Below are 17,164 nucleotides of genomic sequence, written 5' to 3' on the forward strand. Positions count from 1 at the left end.
AATTTTGTTCCAGGCGCTTATCTCTATTTGATATCTAAGCGTTGCTTTCCTAATTTTACAATACACGAATTATAAAATTGGCGTCGTTCATCCTCCCCTTTTATGAAAGGAATCAACCAATGTATTTTACACATAAGAAAGCCCTTACGCACTACAACCTATGGTATAATAAAGTTGTAAAAGATATATTCAACAACTTAAAGGGTGTGAACACACATGAGCAGAAAAAAGTATCAATTATTGGTGGCGGTAATACGGGAGCAACACTCGGATTTATTACTGCGACACACGAATTAGCGGATGTCGTACTCGTCGATATTCCTCAAGTCGAAGATCCGGTTAAAGGTAAAGCATTAGATATGTTAGAAAGTAGTCCGATCTTTGGCTTTGATGTCAATGTAACGGCAAGTTCAGATTACGAGAAGACGAAAGATTCAGATATCGTAGTTATCACTGCAGGTATTGCTCGTAAGCCAGGTATGAGTCGTGATGATTTAGTTCAAACGAACGAGAAAGTCATGAAAGAGGTTACGCAACAAATTGTTAAATATTCTCCAGACTGTACGATTATCGTGTTAACTAACCCAGTCGACGCGATGACTTATACTGTATATAAAACATCTGGTTTCCCTAAATCTCGCGTCATTGGTCAATCAGGTGTGCTCGACACTGCGCGCTATCAAACATTTATCGCTCAAGAGTTAGGTGTTTCTGTGAAAGATGTTCGTGGTCTAGTTCTTGGCGGACACGGTGATACGATGGTGCCACTCGTACAATCTACAAATGTAAATGGTGTGCCAGTGACAGAATTGATTGCTAAAGATAAACTTGATGCGATCGTTGAGCGTACACGTAAAGGTGGCGCTGAGATAGTAGGATTATTAGGAAATGGTTCAGCATATTACGCTCCTGCTGCGGCGATTTACAATATGATAGAAGCGATCTTAAAGGATCAACATCGTTTACTTCCAAGTATTGCCTTACTTGAAGGCGAATATGGTTTCAATGACATTTACTTAGGGGTACCAACGATTTTAGGTACAAATGGTGTAGAGCAGATCGTTGAATTAGATTTGAGTGAAGAGGAACAAACACAGTTGAAAGCTTCTGCAGAGGCAGTTAAAGAAGTTAAAAACGCATTAAGCTTCTAAACTCTAACGTGATTAAAAAGTACAAATATAAGGGTCACTTTCTCTTTGATGGGAAAGCGACCCTTATTTGATCTAGATACAAGATAGTTTATATCGTATTTCTAAGTTTCTTCATTATTCACAAATAGTTATGTGATTATTGTCCTTTATCTTTAATTCGGGTTACTGGAAAATCTTTCAGAATATCATTAACCACGTAACTTGCGCAGATAAGTCCTACTGTACTCGGTACGAAAGCATTTGAAGATGGAGGCATCTGCCCTTTTCTTGTCGCAGCATTCGCGTCGCCTACGACTTCTTTAACATCTTCACGAATAACGATTGGACTTTCGTCAGAAAATACGACTGGTACACCCTTTTTAATCCCATCCTTTTGTAATTTACGTCTAATGATACGCGCGATAGGATCAGTATGTGTTTCAGAAATGTCAGCAATCTCAAATCTCGTAGGATCCGTTTTATTTGCTGCTCCCATGCTTGAAATGACTTTAATATTGCGTTTCAAGCACTCCTTCATTAAATGCACTTTATACATAATTGTATCGCTGGCGTCTACAAAGTAATCGATATCATAATTATTAAATAAATCTTCGTACGTTTCTTCAGTATAGAACATATGTAATGATGTGACTTTGCAATTTGGATTGATGAGTTTAATTCGTTCTTCCATTAAAGAAACTTTACTCTGACCGATGGTTGTTGTGAGCGCATGAAGCTGACGATTGACGTTTGTGATATCGACATCGTCTTTATCAATCAAAATAATATGACCAATGTTTGTACGTGCGAGTGCTTCAGCTGCGAAAGAACCTACACCACCTACACCTAGTACGACGACAGTCTTGTCATGTAATCTCTCAATACCTTCTGAACCATATGCAAGTTCATTACGTGAAAATTGATGTTTCATGTTCAAACTAACTCCTATTCCTACCAACTTCTGTTATTAAAATCAAAAAAATACGCAAGGCGAACGCCTTGCGCATGATAGAATCCGTTCGTGCCGTAGTTGTAAAAAGCTTGATCATTCGGCCTGCTAAGTACAGGTGGGTGCCCTGTTTCTTGGTTTGCAAGTCCTCAGAACGAGGCATGTGCGCCGCAAGAAAACCTATTGGGCTCCCGGATCAAAGAGTGTTAGGCCCAAATAAAAAGCAAACTTTCGAACACAACAGGTTCTATCTCTATGGTTTAATAGTACCACATTGACTGGCGCATTGAAATTAATTAACTCAAGATTGGACACACTGCCTAGTAATCTTAAATTAATGTTTAATGCGTAGTGATAATTCGTCTAATTGTTTATCAGACACTTCGCTTGGAGCGTCAGTTAAGAGACATGTTGCTGATGCTGTTTTAGGGAAGGCAATTGTATCTCTTAAGTTAGTGCGACCTGTAAGTAACATTACGAGGCGGTCTAAGCCAAGTGCAATACCACCGTGTGGAGGCGCACCATATTTGAATGCATCGAGTAAGAAACCAAATTGTTCTCTCGCTTGTTCTTCAGTAAATCCAAGTACTTCAAACATTTTAGCTTGCAAGTCTTCGTTATGAATTCTGATTGAACCTCCGCCGAGTTCATAACCGTTAAGCACAATGTCATATGCATTTGCTTGTGCATTTTCAGGTTCAGAATCTAATTTAGCAATATCTTCTTCTTTCGGTGAAGTGAATGGGTGGTGAGCGGCTACGTAACGTTTAGCATCTTCATCATATTCAAGAAGTGGCCAATCTGTTACCCATAAGAAGTTTAATTTAGATTCATCGATAAGATCGAGTTCACGCGCAAGTTTCAGACGTAAAGCACCTAAACTTTGTGCTACTACTTTAACTGAATCTGCGACGAAGAAGACGATGTCGCCAGATTTCGCTTGAGTTAATTCGCTTAGGCGTGACACGTGTTCTTCTTCAAAGAAACGCGCAATCGGACCGTTGAGACCATCGTCTGTAACTTTAACCCATGCGAGACCTTTAGCACCGTAGATATTCACAAATTCCATGAGTTTATCAATATCTTTACGTGTATATTTGTCTGCAGCATCTTCCACGACGATCGCTTTAACTTGACCGCCACTGTTTACAGCATTGCTAAATACTTTAAAGTCCATTGTTTCACCGAGTTCAGATACGTCAATGAGTTCCATACCGAAACGTGTATCCGGTTTGTCAGAACCGTAACGTGACATCGCTTCAGCGTAAGTCATACGTGGGAATGCACCTTCAAGTTCAACGCCTTTCACATCTTTGACGATTTTTTGAAGAAGTTCTTCTCCCATTTCAATCACGTCTTCTTGGTCTACGAAACTCATTTCGATATCGACTTGAGTGAACTCAGGTTGACGGTCCGCACGTAGGTCTTCGTCACGGAAACATTTAACGATTTGATAGTATTTGTCGAAACCACTGATCATTAATAATTGCTTAAAGATTTGTGGTGATTGTGGTAAGGCGTAGAATTCACCTTCATGAACACGAGATGGAACGAGATAGTCACGTGCACCTTCTGGAGTTGATTTCGTTAATACTGGTGTTTCAACGTCATAGAATCGAGCACCATCTAAATATTCACGAATTGATTTAGTTGTTTGATGACGCATTTTGAAAGTTTGTGCGAGTTCTTGACGACGTAAGTCAAGGTAACGATATTTCAGACGTACGTTTTCGTCTACATTAATGTTCTCTTCGTTAATCGCAAATGGTGGCGTTTGAGATTTATTGATGATTTCAATGTTAGAAACTTGTACTTCTACGTTACCTGTTTTGATTTTAGGGTTGACTGTTTCAGGGTCACGCTTTTTAACTACACCTTGAACTTCTACGACATACTCTGAACGAACTGTTTCAGCCACTTGAAGGGCTTCTTCAGAGAATGAAGGGTTGAAGACGATTTGAACATGGCCTTCACGGTCTCTTAAATCTACGAAAATGAGACCACCAAGGTCACGACGGTTGTGTACCCACCCTTTCAATGTTACCTCTTGTTCTAAATATTCTTCTGTGATTAAACCACAATATGTTGTACGTTTAGACATTCTATCTACTCCTTATTTAGTAAAAAATTCAGCGATTTGATTTAAAGCTATTTCTTCAGATTCACCTGATTGCATATCTTTAATTGCAATGCGTTGTTGTTCTAATTCTTGATCTCCGATGACGACAGTGTAACGGGCATTCAGTCGATCAGCTTGTTTCATCTGTGCTTTGATTTTACGATTTAAATAATCTTTATCGACACTGATACCTTGCTTTCTTAAATCATTGAGCAAGCGTACAGCATAACGATCAGCTTCATCACCCATTGTCACGACGAAGAGATCTAGAGGTTCTTCGTCAACGAGCTCGATGCCCTCTTGTTCCAATGCCATTAACAAGCGTTCAATACTTAGTGCGAAGCCGATACCTGTTTGATCTGGTCCATCAAGTAATTGTAGTAGTCCATTGTAGCGACCGCCACCACAAAGTGTAGTGATCGCACCATCGTAATCAGGATCGTCAATCATCAATTCGAAAGCCGTATGCGTGTAATAATCTAAACCACGAACAAGGTTAGGATCTTCTTCGTAGCGAATATTCAAGTCATCTAAGTGAGCTTTCACTTGGTTGTAGTACGCTTGAGACTCGTCATTGAGATAATCTGTGATTCGCGGTGCAGTCTTCACTGCTTCTTTATCGCGATCCACCTTACAATCCAGAATACGCATAGGGTTAGTGTGTAGTCTTGATTGACAATCTTGGCAGAAGTCGTCGATTACAGGTTCAAAGTGTTTCACTAATGCTTGATTATATTCTTGACGAGAATCAATATCACCAATACTATTGATGACTAGTTTTAGATTTTTTAAGCCGAATGATTCGTATATATGTACGACCATAGCTAGTACTTCGGCATCAATGCTTGGATCTTCTGAGCCGATCGCTTCAACACCGAATTGAGTGAACTGACGATAACGGCCCTTTTGTTTGCGTTCATAACGGAACATGGGCCCTACATAATAAAGTTTCACGGGTTGATTCGCTTGCCCCTGCATTTTCTTCTCTATATAAGATCTCACTACGGCAGCTGTACCTTCTGGTCTCAAAGTAAGGTCGCGATCACCTTTATCTTTAAAATTGTACATTTCTTTCTGTACAACATCAGTGGAATCGCCAACACCTCTGGCAAAGAGATCTGTACTCTCAAAGATAGGTGTGCGAATCTCTTGATAGTTATACAGCTTCATTAATTTTTCAAGTCTGGATTCGATAAATTGCCATTTCTTCGTTTCTCCAGGAAGTATATCTTGCGTACCTCTTGGTATATTAATCATAGAATCTCTCCTCTTCTACATTAAAAAAGCCCTTGCGTGATACCATTAATCACACAAGGGACGAATTTCCGTGTTGCCACCCTCATTGGTTACATTTGACATATAACCCACTCTCGACGTTTATCGGACGTCACGCGCTTTACTCTCGTAAAGTACCTCTTCTTGTGTTCCACCTACAAGTTACTCAGCGTCTTCTTTCAGCTATGAATGACGTCTCTACAAGTTCTTCGATTAAAAAGCAATGTCAACATCTACGTTCATCGCATCAAAGAACTTTACCTCTTTCACATGTAGTTATCAAGAATATTAACGGTCAATACTATTAGATTCAATCTATATATTAAAGGCTTTCGTGGTTGTTTGCAAGTATTAGTTACTAAAATATATTTTTAGTCCATCAACGACTGCTTCTTCTACAACATGACGATGTAACTTATCAGTAATCATATCTTCGTCAGTGGGATTACTAATGTAGCCTAATTCTAGTAATACTGCAGGCTGATTGGTTTGTCTTAATACTTGGAAATTCTCTTGCTTGGCTCCTCGATTACTAAGCAAGGCTTTTTTCTGAATGCTTTGATTCAACGTCTCGGCTAAACTTTCTTGACTATCACGATACCAGTAGACTGTGCCTCCGTTGGCTTTCGTCGAATCGAGTGAGTCATTATGTATACTGATATACGCATCACCTTTTAAATTGCGGTCACTCAAAGAGACGTATGAGTCGTCTTCACGCGTCATTTTAACATGTGCGCCTTCACGCGTAAGTAGTGACTTTAACTCCTTAGCTGTTTTAAGGGTATAAACTTTCTCTAAGCTCTTTTTTTGAGTACGACTTGAAGCGCCCTGATCACTACCACCGTGACCAGGGTCGAGGACAATCGTCTTACCTTTTAAAGAATCTTTGCTCGCAGTGACATCTTTCTTAATATCTAGATTCGTATGCCAACCGGCGATCCAACCCTTTTCTTTCTTATTATGCGATTCAACTTGAATCCATTTACCAGATTTACCTATTTTATGAAAGTTATCACCTTTATGCACGGGATAAAGTTCTGGGTAAGCAGCATTCGGACCAGTGCGTAACTCAGCATCTTGCGTCACATAAATCGTACTACTATTCTCATCGTTGTGATTCATCACCATAAATAAGAAGATGACGAAGATTAGAAAAAGTACTAAGGCAATGAGTGTGGGCAGATTCCACATTCGATGTTTACTCAGCCATCTACGTACTCCTGTCATAGAATCTTACCGTCCTGACTTTCATAAATAACCGTTACAGGGCCATCATTAGCGATATCCACTAACATGTCTGTTCCGAATTCGCCTGTCTTAACGGTAATCCCATAACTTTCTAACGCTTGGTTAAACTTCTGATACATCTCTGTAGCCTCGTCTGGCGGCATAGCGTTAGAGAAACCAGGGCGATTCCCTTTTTTCACATCTGCATATAACGTGAATTGCGAAATAGATAAGATTTCACCTTCAACTTGCTGAATGTTTAAGTTAAGTTTCCCATTATCGTCTTCAAATAAGCGTGCATGCGCTATTTTTTTGGCTATTGCTTCTACGTCTGCTTGTGTAGATGCTTTGCCGAGACCTACGAGTAGACAATATCCTTGTTGAATCTCATTGTGTATTGAGTCATTTGAGACACTCGCATGTTTCACACGTTGTACTACTACTTTCATCTTTATATCACACCTCTAATTCCACACACGTGACACTGTATACACGTCACCGAGTTGCTTAATCTTCTCTACAACTTTGAAGACTTCGTTGACGTTCTTAACCATCACGCTTAAGTTAATAGTTGCATTCTTCTCGACATCAGATTTACCTGAGACTTTGACGAGATGACTCGTCGTTGAGTTAACTGCCTGTAAAACTTCGTTAAGTAGTCCGTTACGATCATATGCTGAAATCTCTAAGTCGACTTGGTAACGTTGCATAGCATCTTTTGATTTCACCCATTCTACATCAATTAAACGCTCTTGTTCGTTTCTGATATTTGGACAGTCAGAACGGTGAACTTTGATACCATGTCCCTTAGTGATATAGCCTACAATATCATCGCCAGGAATCGGATTACAACATTTAGAAAGTTTGATGAGTACGTTGTCTAAACCTTCAACATACACACCACTTTCTGTCGTAATACTATCTTTAATCGGCACCGTTTTGCTAACTTCTTGAGGGTCATTTAAAGCTTTCTGTTTGTCGAGTACCCGTTGTTTTTCAGATAACTTATTGACGATTTGTAAAGCAGTCACGCCACCAAATCCAACCGCGGCAAATAAATCATCACTGTTAGAGAAATTATATTTTTCGTTCACAACTTCGATATTTTCTTCAGTTAAAATATCTTCGACTCTATAGCCCTGATCTCTTATTTCAGCTTCGACCATGAATTTACCTTTTTCAATGTTAGATGAGCGATCTTGCTTTTTGAAGAAGCTTCGGATCTTACTTTTAGCACTGGAGGATTTTACGATTTTCAACCAGTCACGGCTCGGCCCATAAGAATGTTTACTCGTTCTAATTTCAACGATATCGCCGGTCTGTAACACGTAATCAATCGGTTCAATCTTGCCATTGACTTTCGCGCCGATCATCTTATTCCCTACTTCGCTATGGATAGCATAAGCGAAATCAATAGGGACTGCACCATAAGGTAGCTCGATGACATCACTTTGAGGCGTAAAAGCATACACTTTATCACTTTGTAAGTCGAATTTAAGGGATTCCATAAATTCTTGAGCATCTGAAGTCGTCTTGTCTGTTTCAGCAAGTTCCTTTAACCAATTGAGTTTATTCTGGAAGTCTTGGGTCTTGCTATTCACTTTCTTACCTTCTTTATAAGCCCAGTGTGCAGCTACCCCGTGCTCAGCAATTTCATGCATTTCGTAGGTACGAATTTGAATTTCTAGTGGATCGCCGTTCGGTCCTACCACAGTAGTATGGAGTGATTGATACATATTCTGTTTAGGCATAGCGATATAGTCTTTGAAACGACCTGGCATCGGTTTCCACAATGTATGAACCAAGCCTAATACTGCATAACAATCATTAATACTGTTCACGATGATACGAATAGCAAGTAAGTCGAATATTTGATCGAATTGTTTCTTCTGCTTCACCATTTTACGGTAAATGCTATAAATATGTTTCGGACGACCATTGATTTCGCCTTGAATATTCATTTGTTGCATTTCTGAATTGATGTGATCAATCGCATGCTCGATATAAGCTTCACGCTCACTCCGCTTTTTCTTCATTAAATTAACTATTCTGAAATATTGTACACTATCTATATAGCGTAATGCAGTATCTTCGAGTTCCCACTTGATCGTATTGATACCAAGACGATGTGCTAATGGCGCGTAAATTTCTAGCGTTTCCTTTGAAATACGGACTTGTTTATCACGCGGCATAGCTTTCAAAGTACGCACGTTATGTAAGCGGTCTGCAAGTTTAACTAAGATCACGCGCACATCTTTAGCTAATGCGATAAATAATTTGCGGTGATTTTCAGCTTGTTGTTCTTCTTTCGAACGATATTTGACCTTTTTTAGCTTTGTCACGCCTTCAACTATGACTGCGACTTCTTCGTTAAAGATATTTTTCACATCGTCGAAGGTATAAGGTGTATCCTCGATGACATCATGAAGAAAGCCAGCAACAATAGTTGGACCGTCTAAGCGCATTTCAGTCAGTATTCCTGCTACCTGGATGGGATGCATAATGAAAGGCAAGCCATTTTTACGGAACTGGCCTTCATGAGCTTCGTAAGCGATATGATAACTTTTAAGTACATATTCGTAATCATCTGGAGAAAGATACGATTTCGCTTTGGATAATACTTCGTCTACGCTGTATGGATATTCGTTATTCAAGTTAGACACCCCTATACCTTATTACTGAAATTCCTTATTGTACGTCATTTATTCTATATTGTAACTTACCAGACTGGCTTCACGTCAACTGTCCTCGTTCAATAGAATATTAGTTCTATCATACTACAACTTTTCACAGAAATAAATCACTTCAATTACAAGATAGATTGAGAAGTTAAAATACATTAGCGAACAGGAACCATTATGAGTGTTTAACCTCCCTTTTACCCTGACAAGCTAAAACAAACTCGCTCCAAAGTAGAATGAGTCTACCTTAAAGCGAGTGCTTATTATACGTATGGAATTCAATGAATGACGCAGATGCGCTTATTCATCATATGAAATTAAACGATAAACGTCATAGTCTTTAATGCGCTCAATACCATTTAAATACTTGAGTTCAATTAAGAAAGCGATACCCACGACGATGCCACCAAGTTTCTCGACTAAGCCAATCGCCGCCTCAATCGTACCACCAGTAGCAAGTAAATCATCAGTGATAAGGACACGTTGACCAGGTTTGATCGCATCCTCATGCATCGTTAAGACATTCGTGCCATATTCGAGTTCGTATTCATAACGGATGACTTTACGTGGTAACTTGCCTTCCTTACGAACAGGAGCAAATCCAATGCCCATAGAGTAAGCGACAGGACAACCGATGATAAACCCGCGAGCTTCAGGTCCAACGACCACATCTACGTCACGCTCTTTCGCATATTGGACGATTTGATCTGTAGCATAACCAAATGCTTCACCATTGTCCATTATCGTCGTGATATCTTTAAAGCTTACCCCTGGTTGTGGCCAATCTGGCACCTCTGATACGTATCTTTTTAAATCCATAAGATTTGCCTCCTAATTATTGTTCATTTCTGCTTTAATCCAGCTTTTTAGTTTATTAAAATCTTCATATAGAAGCAATTGTTCTACTTCAATTCGAGACTGACGTGCTTGGTATAGTGAGCTTGAGTCAATTGCCTTCGTTGTTGAATCAGGGTTAATCACGATGAGGTCTTCTTCATTTTTGATAAAATTCAAGTCGTAGAAGACGCGTAAAATAAATTTCAGATGATCGGGTTTGATTCTCAAGTACTCACATAATTGCATGCCTTCAGACGCTAAATTTAAATTTCCTTTTTGATAAATCGCTTTATAGCAAGCTTTAAAACTTTCTATCTTCGGAATACCTTCAAAGTACACAGAATGCTGGTGCGTTAAAACTAAATAAATTTGTGCATTATTAATCTGTTTCAATGTTTTTTGCATCGCTGATAGCGTTTCTGGCAACTCCATCAATACATATTTCTCATAAGGCTGTTGGAACGTTTCACCATAGTAGTAATGGTGTTCTGAAGGTTTATCTTGCTCACTTCGAATGATATAGGCGACTTCATTACTATTTTCAAAAGAAATATGCTTGTTTTTACTACGATAATCCAAGATTTGTAATTGATTGCTTGCTAAATCTTGAATCATCAATTGTGGAGATTGATGACCGTTCCACTCATTAATTTCAAGCGTACCAATTAAATCAAGTGGTTGGCTTTCACCGAGTTCCGATGCTAACTGGCCATGCTGCCAGTAAAGCGCTTGAAGACGATCTGCGCCAAGCGTCAGCTTTAAATGACGTTTCTCTTGACCGATGCCTTTCGCTTGAATCACGTTAATATCACTCAGTTTAAAGCACGGCATAGCAAAATCGGTACCGAATGGACGTAGTTTCTGTAAATCTCTTATATTATTAACCGAAATATCAGATTCTGCTATCTCAACATCGACTTTCTTCGTTGGAACGAGTGAGACTTGTTTAGCTAAAGCTTGCATTGTTTGATCTAGTGCTTGATGTAAAGGTTCAATATTCTCAATCGGTAAAGTCATACCCGCTGCCATGTGATGACCGCCAAATTTCGTAATCAAATCGGATTGTTCGCTCAAGATTTCAAACATAGAGACTTGATCAATACTGCGAGCAGAACCTTTCGCATGATTCTGAGCTTCATCGATATTTAAGATTAACGTCGGTAGATGATAGGTTTCCACTACACGAGAAGCGACGATCCCTAACACGCCCTCATGCCAATCTTGTTGGGCTAACAATAAGAACTTCGAGCCTTGTTCAACTTGCTCTTGCGCCATTGCCATAGCTTGATCAGCAATAGCTTGCACGATATCTTTACGTTCATTATTAAAATATTCAACTTGCTCAGCTAAAAATTGAGCTTCTTCCATTTCATCTGTCATCAATAACTCAGCAGCAAGACTCGCATCTTCTAATCGCCCTACCGCATTTAAACGCGGCCCGATAATAAAACCTATCGTTTCTTCTGTGATCGTTTGATCGAAACCCGCTTGTTGCAACAAAGCTTTGATAGGAACCGGAAGATGTTCATTGAGAACTGCTAGACCTTCTTTGACTAAAGTTCGATTCTCATCCGTCATCGAAACCAAGTCTGCAATTGTTCCTATTGCTACTAAAGCTTTGAAATAGCTAGGAGGATGCTCTAATAATGTTTGTGCCAGTTTATAAGCTACACCAGCACCACATAAGTATTTAAATGGATAATCGTAATCTGGATGCATCGGATGTACTATGGCATATGCTTCTGGTAACGTGGGCCCTATTTCGTGATGGTCAGTCACAATAACGTCAACACCTTGGTCTTGTACGAGTTTAATTTCGTGATGACCTTGAATACCATTATCGACTGTAATGATCAGTGAGACACCTTCATCAACTGCATTCTGGAAAGCTAATTCGTTAGGTCCATAACCTTCAGAGAAACGGTTAGGTATGTACCAACCGACGTGAGCACCTAATTCTCTCAGTGTTTTTACAAGAATGGTTGTTGAGGTTACCCCATCAGCATCATAATCCCCATAAACGAGGATGGTTTCATTGCGATCCAGCGCTTGATTAATCCGTTCGACCGCTTTAGTCATATCACTCATTGTTTCAGGATCATGAACAAATTGTCCTTTGAGCAAGCGTTCAATCTCTTCTGCTGTAGTGATTGCTTTACTTTCTAACACTTGTTTCATGATAGGAGTCAATTTAAATTGTTGTGCGATGTCGTCAGTAATTTGATTGTCGTTCGTTTCTGATAAAAGCCAATTGTATTTCGGTTTAATCATTTTTACGCCCTCATTTCCACAAGTCATTATACAAGACAACCGCGTAAATAAAAAGTATCTCTTCTTCGTTCAAACGATATTTCAAAGAGAATGCGCCTGGGATGTTAATAGAGATGATCTTCTGAGATCTATAAAAACTAAGCTTAAAATAAATTTTCAATGTGTACTCGAGGTTCCTGTAGTCCCTATGATTTCCGAATATATATTACAGTACGCTAGTAATGTCTTAAATATATTGCCTACCTCATTAATGGATAGAATCCATGTATGAAAGTATGATTACGTTCAAAAATAAGTTCTACCATAGAAACCAAAAAAGCCCGTAGACGAAGTTGTCTACGGACTCGATATCAAAGATTATACTAAAATCTTTTCATCATTTGATTTTTTCTCTTTGTGAACGACAAGTTTACCATTATTTTTCTTCAACTCGCGTTTTTTCATAATACCCCAAAGAGGTACGGCGATGAATACAGATGAAATCACACCTGAAACTAAGCCGATGAGTAATGCGAGTGAGAAGTTAAAGATACTTGTTGCACCAAAGATGAGTAATGCGATAACCACAACGACTACAGTGAGCACTGTGTTAATAGAACGTGTCATGGTTTGTCTAATTGATCTATTGACGATGTCGTCAATTTGTTCAGGCTCGCGAATGACTTTCACTTTCTGCAAGTTCTCACGTACACGGTCAAAGGTAACGATAGTATCGTTGATTGAATAACCGACAATCGTTAAGACGGCTGCGATAAATGTGATATCTACTTCTAATCTAAAGATACTGAATACCGCAACCATGATAAAGACGTCGTGGAGTAAAGCGAGAATTGCGGAAAGACCCATGCGCCACTCGAAACGTAGTGTAACGTAAATAATGATACCGATCGAAGCGAGTGCGAGAGCTTTCATCGCGTTCTTAGCTAACTCTTGACCAATGAGTGGTGAAACAGTATTGACTGTTGGATCATGGCCGAATTTATCATGAACCATATTTTTCAGTTTAGAAACTTGGTTTTTATTTAAGTCATCTTTGAATTGCACGGTAACATTTTTACCACTTTCGCCAATTGAGATTTGATCTGGCTTGTAATTCGCTTTATCAAATGTCTCAGTGACTTTATCTTGTTTCACTTTGTTATCTGTAGTGAAGTCCACACGTGTACCACTTGAGAAGTCGATACCTAAGTTCAATCTAAAGATGAAGAGAATGACTGCACCGACGATAACGATAAGCACACTTAGTGTTAATAGTGGTTTCGCTAATTTCATAAAGTCCAGACGTTCATAAGGCGTCTTGAGATCATGAACATCTTTACCTTCGTTAATATCGTGGCGATCTTTCTTAGACACACCGAATAGCCAGTATGATTTCTTGAAGTAGTTTGAAGAAATCAGTAATGACATTAGAATTCTTGATAAGAATACAGCAGTCACGAAGATCATCAAGATACCGAGTAAGAGTAACGTTGCGAAACCTTTAACTGAACTTTCCCCGAAGAAGAATAGTACAGCAGCAGCGATGACCGTTGTTAAGTTGGCATCGACAATCGTTAAGAACGAGCTCTTATTCGCTTTCTTATAAGCCTGTTTCAATGTTCGTCCGACTTTCAATTCATCTTTAATACGCTCGTACATGATAATGTTGGCGTCCACTGCCATACCTACACCGAGCACGAGGGCTGCGATACCTGGCAATGTGAGCACACCAGAAATAAAGTTGAAAGCGACGAGAGTTAAATAGATATATGCAGTTAATGCGATGTTAGCGACTAAACCTGGAAGTCTGTAGAAGCCAAGCATAAATAAGTACACTACTGCAACACCAACAAGAGATGCAAAGAGTGTCTTGTTCAACGCATCTTGACCAAATTGTGCGCCGACTGAGTTAGAGTAAATTTCTTTCAAGTCGACTGGAAGTGAACCTGCATTGAGTAAGTCAGCAATTTGTTTTGCACGTTCTACGCCTTCCTTACCATTGAAGCCACCAGAAATTTCAACACTATCACTGTTGATTGGTTGATCTACATTGGCTGCAGAAACGTACTTCGGTTTCTTACCTTCTTGTTCTTTCTTAGACTCTTTATGGTAAGAATCGCCTTTTTCATAGTCTAACCAAACGACCATGACATTCTCTTTTTTCTTAGAGATTTCTTCCGTAACCTTTCTGAACTTATCAGAATCTTTCACTTTGAAAGTAACGGTTGGTGAGTTTGTGTTTTGTTTAAATTCTTGTTTCGCTGTCCCTTGTTTCAAGTCTTTACCTGTAAGTTTGACGTTATCATCAGCGTCACGTACAGTGAGTTTCGCTTTAGAAGAGAGGATGTCTCGTGCTTGCGATTGGTTCTTGATACCAGCAAGTTGTACACGAATACGGTTCTTATCCTCTACTTGAATCTTCGGCTCGGATACACCGAGAGAGTTGACACGGTTCTCCAACGTTTTAGATGTGGATTTAACCGCTTTATCGTCAATCTTATCACCTTTGTCTAGTGGGTTAACTTGATAGAGGACTTCGAATCCCCCTTGCAAGTCTAGACCTAAGTTTACGTTTTTAACTACGCTCTTATATGTAAGTCCCATACCAGCGAATAATAATACGACTAACAGTATAAACGCAGCTATTCTACTTCCTTTCTTCACATGAACACCTCATTGTTAACTAATGTCTTAATCATACTTGATACGTATGCGTTAGTTCAAGCTATTATCGGTCTTTCTCTTTGTCTATGACCTACTTATAATAACATACAACATTTATAATCCAAACTATCAAAGTATTTCACAATCTATTATGTATCTTTGTTCAGTTGAAGTCACTAAATATCTATACGAATAGTAAGATTCCACTTTTAACCTTTCTCAATAGATTAAAAAAAGGATTCAAGTTGATACTGTCCAGTACATCTTGAACCCTTCCTCATTCCATGACGTTATGTCATAGTGATTAATTATGATGGATCAATTTGTTTGATCGCTTGTTTCTCTATAGCGAGTTCTTCGCCTTTATCGTTTAACACGAGAACGACAACATTGTCATCAACGCTACGTACTTTCGCTTTGATACCACCTAAAGTAGTCACATGTTGACCTGACTCGAGTTGTTTTAACATTTCACGATGTTGTTTCTGTCTCTTCTGTTGTGGACGTACCATGAACAAATACATCACAAGGAAGAGTACAACGATAATTATAATTTGCACAGTTAATTAACTCCTTTATTGATCAATATTTGTATAATTAAGACGGATCCACTTGCTTGATTGCAGGTTTTTCCATAGTAATTTCTGTGCCTTTGTGTAACTTGAGCACGACTGTTGTTTCATCAACAGAGTGAACAGTTCCTTTAATGCCACCAATTGTAGTTACTTTTTGACCTTCACTTAATTGTTGCACCATTTCACGATGTTTCTTCGCTCTTCGTTGTTGTGGAATAATCATAAACACAACTAAGACGATTAATAGAATAATAGGAATGATAAGACCCATTACTGAACCCATTGTTATATTCCTCCTCAGTATTATTAAAAGTTTTTAGGGTTATCTACATTGAGACCATATTGTTCAAAGAATTCTTCTTTGAAATCTAATAGTCGATCTTCTCTAATCGCTTGTCGAATTTGCTCCATCAATTTGAGAAGAAAATGTAAATTATGATAAGTAGTAAGACGGATTCCGAATGTTTCTTCTGCTTTTACTAAATGTCTGATGTAAGCACGACTATAATTACGACAAGTATAGCAATCACAGTTTGAATCAAGCGGTCCTAAATCATCTTTGTACTTGGCATTCTTAATGACGAGACGTCCGTTAGAAGTCATACAAGTACCGTTACGCGCTATACGTGTTGGTAGCACGCAATCGAACATATCCATACCACGAATACTACACTCAATTAATGCATCTGGAGAGCCTACTCCCATTAAATAGCGTGGTTTATCAAATGGCATAAATTGTTCGGTATACTCAACCATCTCGTACATTGTCGGCTTCGGCTCACCAACTGATAGTCCTCCAATCGCATAGCCTGGGAAATCAAGTGCAACGAGTTCTTCAGCACTTTGCTTACGTAAGTCTTTGTACTCGCCACCTTGTATAATACCAAACAATGCTTGGTCCTCTGGTCGTTGATGCGCTTCTAAACAACGCTTCGCCCAACGCGACGTACGTTCGATTGAATCCATAACATATTGATATTCAGCTGGCATGGGTGGACATTCATCAAAGGCCATCATAATATCGGAACCTAAATCATTCTGTATTGCCATAGATTTCTCAGGGCTCAAGAATAGTTTAGACCCGTTTTTATGGTGACGAAATGCGACACCCTCTTCAGAAATTTGTCTTAAATTACTCAAACTAAAGACCTGATAACCACCTGAATCTGTAAGGATGGGACCATCCCAATTCATAAATTGATGTAGTCCCCCACTCTTTCTGATAATATCATTTCCGGGTTGCAACCACAAATGATAGGTGTTCCCCAAGATAATCTTAGCCTCCATTTGATGCAACTCTTCAGGACTCATCGTTTTAACGGTAGCTTTCGTTCCCACAGGCATAAACATGGGTGTTTCAAATGAGCCGTGTGGAGTGTGAACGATGCCTAGACGTGCACCTGATTGTTTACAAGTCTTGATATGTTCGTATGTAACAGCAGGCATGACTGTTCCTC

General features: G+C 39.1%; 13 protein-coding genes and 1 other RNA gene. 1 reads left to right on the forward strand and 13 read right to left on the reverse strand.

Annotated features, from left to right (window positions below):
- Positions 1–119: 119 nt before the first annotated feature.
- Entirely contained in the window at positions 120–1,151 is a 1,032-nt protein-coding gene (mdh, locus tag CD126_RS10260; RefSeq protein ID WP_232620121.1) for a malate dehydrogenase, read from the forward strand.
- Between the two features lie 136 nt (positions 1,152–1,287).
- Here mdh and CD126_RS10265 read toward each other — a convergent pair whose 3' ends face one another.
- The 13 genes from CD126_RS10265 to tgt form a co-directional block, all read right to left on the reverse strand.
- Positions 1,288–2,061, reverse strand: coding sequence for a tRNA threonylcarbamoyladenosine dehydratase (locus tag CD126_RS10265; RefSeq protein ID WP_049405531.1), 774 nt, complete (start codon positions 2,059–2,061; stop codon positions 1,288–1,290).
- 77 nt (positions 2,062–2,138) lie between these two features.
- A non-coding RNA gene (gene ssrS / locus CD126_RS10270) (6S RNA) lies at positions 2,139–2,329 on the reverse strand.
- A gap of 84 nt (positions 2,330–2,413) precedes the next feature.
- Positions 2,414–4,180, reverse strand: coding sequence for an aspartate--tRNA ligase (gene aspS / locus CD126_RS10275; protein ID WP_103370454.1), 1,767 nt, complete (start codon positions 4,178–4,180; stop codon positions 2,414–2,416).
- Between the two features lie 12 nt (positions 4,181–4,192).
- Entirely contained in the window at positions 4,193–5,455 is a 1,263-nt protein-coding gene (gene hisS / locus CD126_RS10280; RefSeq protein WP_103370455.1) for a histidine--tRNA ligase, read from the reverse strand.
- 369 nt (positions 5,456–5,824) lie between these two features.
- The gene (locus CD126_RS10285) at positions 5,825–6,700 is read right to left on the reverse strand and encodes an N-acetylmuramoyl-L-alanine amidase family protein (RefSeq protein WP_049405526.1); all 876 of its coding nucleotides are present in this window, start codon (positions 6,698–6,700) and stop codon (positions 5,825–5,827) included.
- The gene (dtd, locus tag CD126_RS10290) at positions 6,697–7,149 is read right to left on the reverse strand and encodes a D-aminoacyl-tRNA deacylase (protein WP_049405523.1); all 453 of its coding nucleotides are present in this window, start codon (positions 7,147–7,149) and stop codon (positions 6,697–6,699) included. The genes CD126_RS10285 and dtd overlap by 4 nt, the downstream gene beginning before the upstream one ends.
- A 15-nt stretch (positions 7,150–7,164) precedes the next feature.
- The gene (locus tag CD126_RS10295) at positions 7,165–9,354 is read right to left on the reverse strand and encodes a RelA/SpoT family protein (protein WP_049405522.1); all 2,190 of its coding nucleotides are present in this window, start codon (positions 9,352–9,354) and stop codon (positions 7,165–7,167) included.
- A 327-nt stretch (positions 9,355–9,681) separates the two neighbouring features.
- Entirely contained in the window at positions 9,682–10,200 is a 519-nt protein-coding gene (locus CD126_RS10300) for an adenine phosphoribosyltransferase (protein WP_049405520.1), read from the reverse strand.
- Between the two features lie 12 nt (positions 10,201–10,212).
- The gene (gene recJ / locus CD126_RS10305) at positions 10,213–12,489 is read right to left on the reverse strand and encodes a single-stranded-DNA-specific exonuclease RecJ (RefSeq protein WP_103370456.1); all 2,277 of its coding nucleotides are present in this window, start codon (positions 12,487–12,489) and stop codon (positions 10,213–10,215) included.
- A 357-nt stretch (positions 12,490–12,846) separates the two neighbouring features.
- The gene (secDF, locus tag CD126_RS10310; RefSeq protein ID WP_103370457.1) at positions 12,847–15,132 is read right to left on the reverse strand and encodes a protein translocase subunit SecDF; all 2,286 of its coding nucleotides are present in this window, start codon (positions 15,130–15,132) and stop codon (positions 12,847–12,849) included.
- Positions 15,133–15,440: 308 nt separating this feature from the next.
- Positions 15,441–15,692, reverse strand: a complete 252-nt coding sequence (gene yajC / locus CD126_RS10315; RefSeq protein WP_103370458.1) for a preprotein translocase subunit YajC — start codon at positions 15,690–15,692, stop codon at positions 15,441–15,443.
- A 37-nt stretch (positions 15,693–15,729) separates the two neighbouring features.
- Positions 15,730–15,990 (reverse strand): preprotein translocase subunit YajC, encoded by a 261-nt coding sequence (yajC, locus tag CD126_RS10320; protein ID WP_049405515.1) that lies wholly within the window; start codon positions 15,988–15,990, stop codon positions 15,730–15,732.
- Between the two features lie 23 nt (positions 15,991–16,013).
- A complete protein-coding gene (gene tgt, locus CD126_RS10325) occupies positions 16,014–17,153 on the reverse strand; it encodes a tRNA guanosine(34) transglycosylase Tgt (RefSeq protein WP_103370459.1) in 1,140 nt (379 codons plus the stop codon).
- Positions 17,154–17,164: the final 11 nt, after the last annotated feature.

Origin of the sequence: Staphylococcus pettenkoferi (assembly GCF_002902685.1) — a bacterium.
Taxonomy (GTDB): Bacteria; Bacillota; Bacilli; order Staphylococcales; family Staphylococcaceae; genus Staphylococcus; species Staphylococcus pettenkoferi.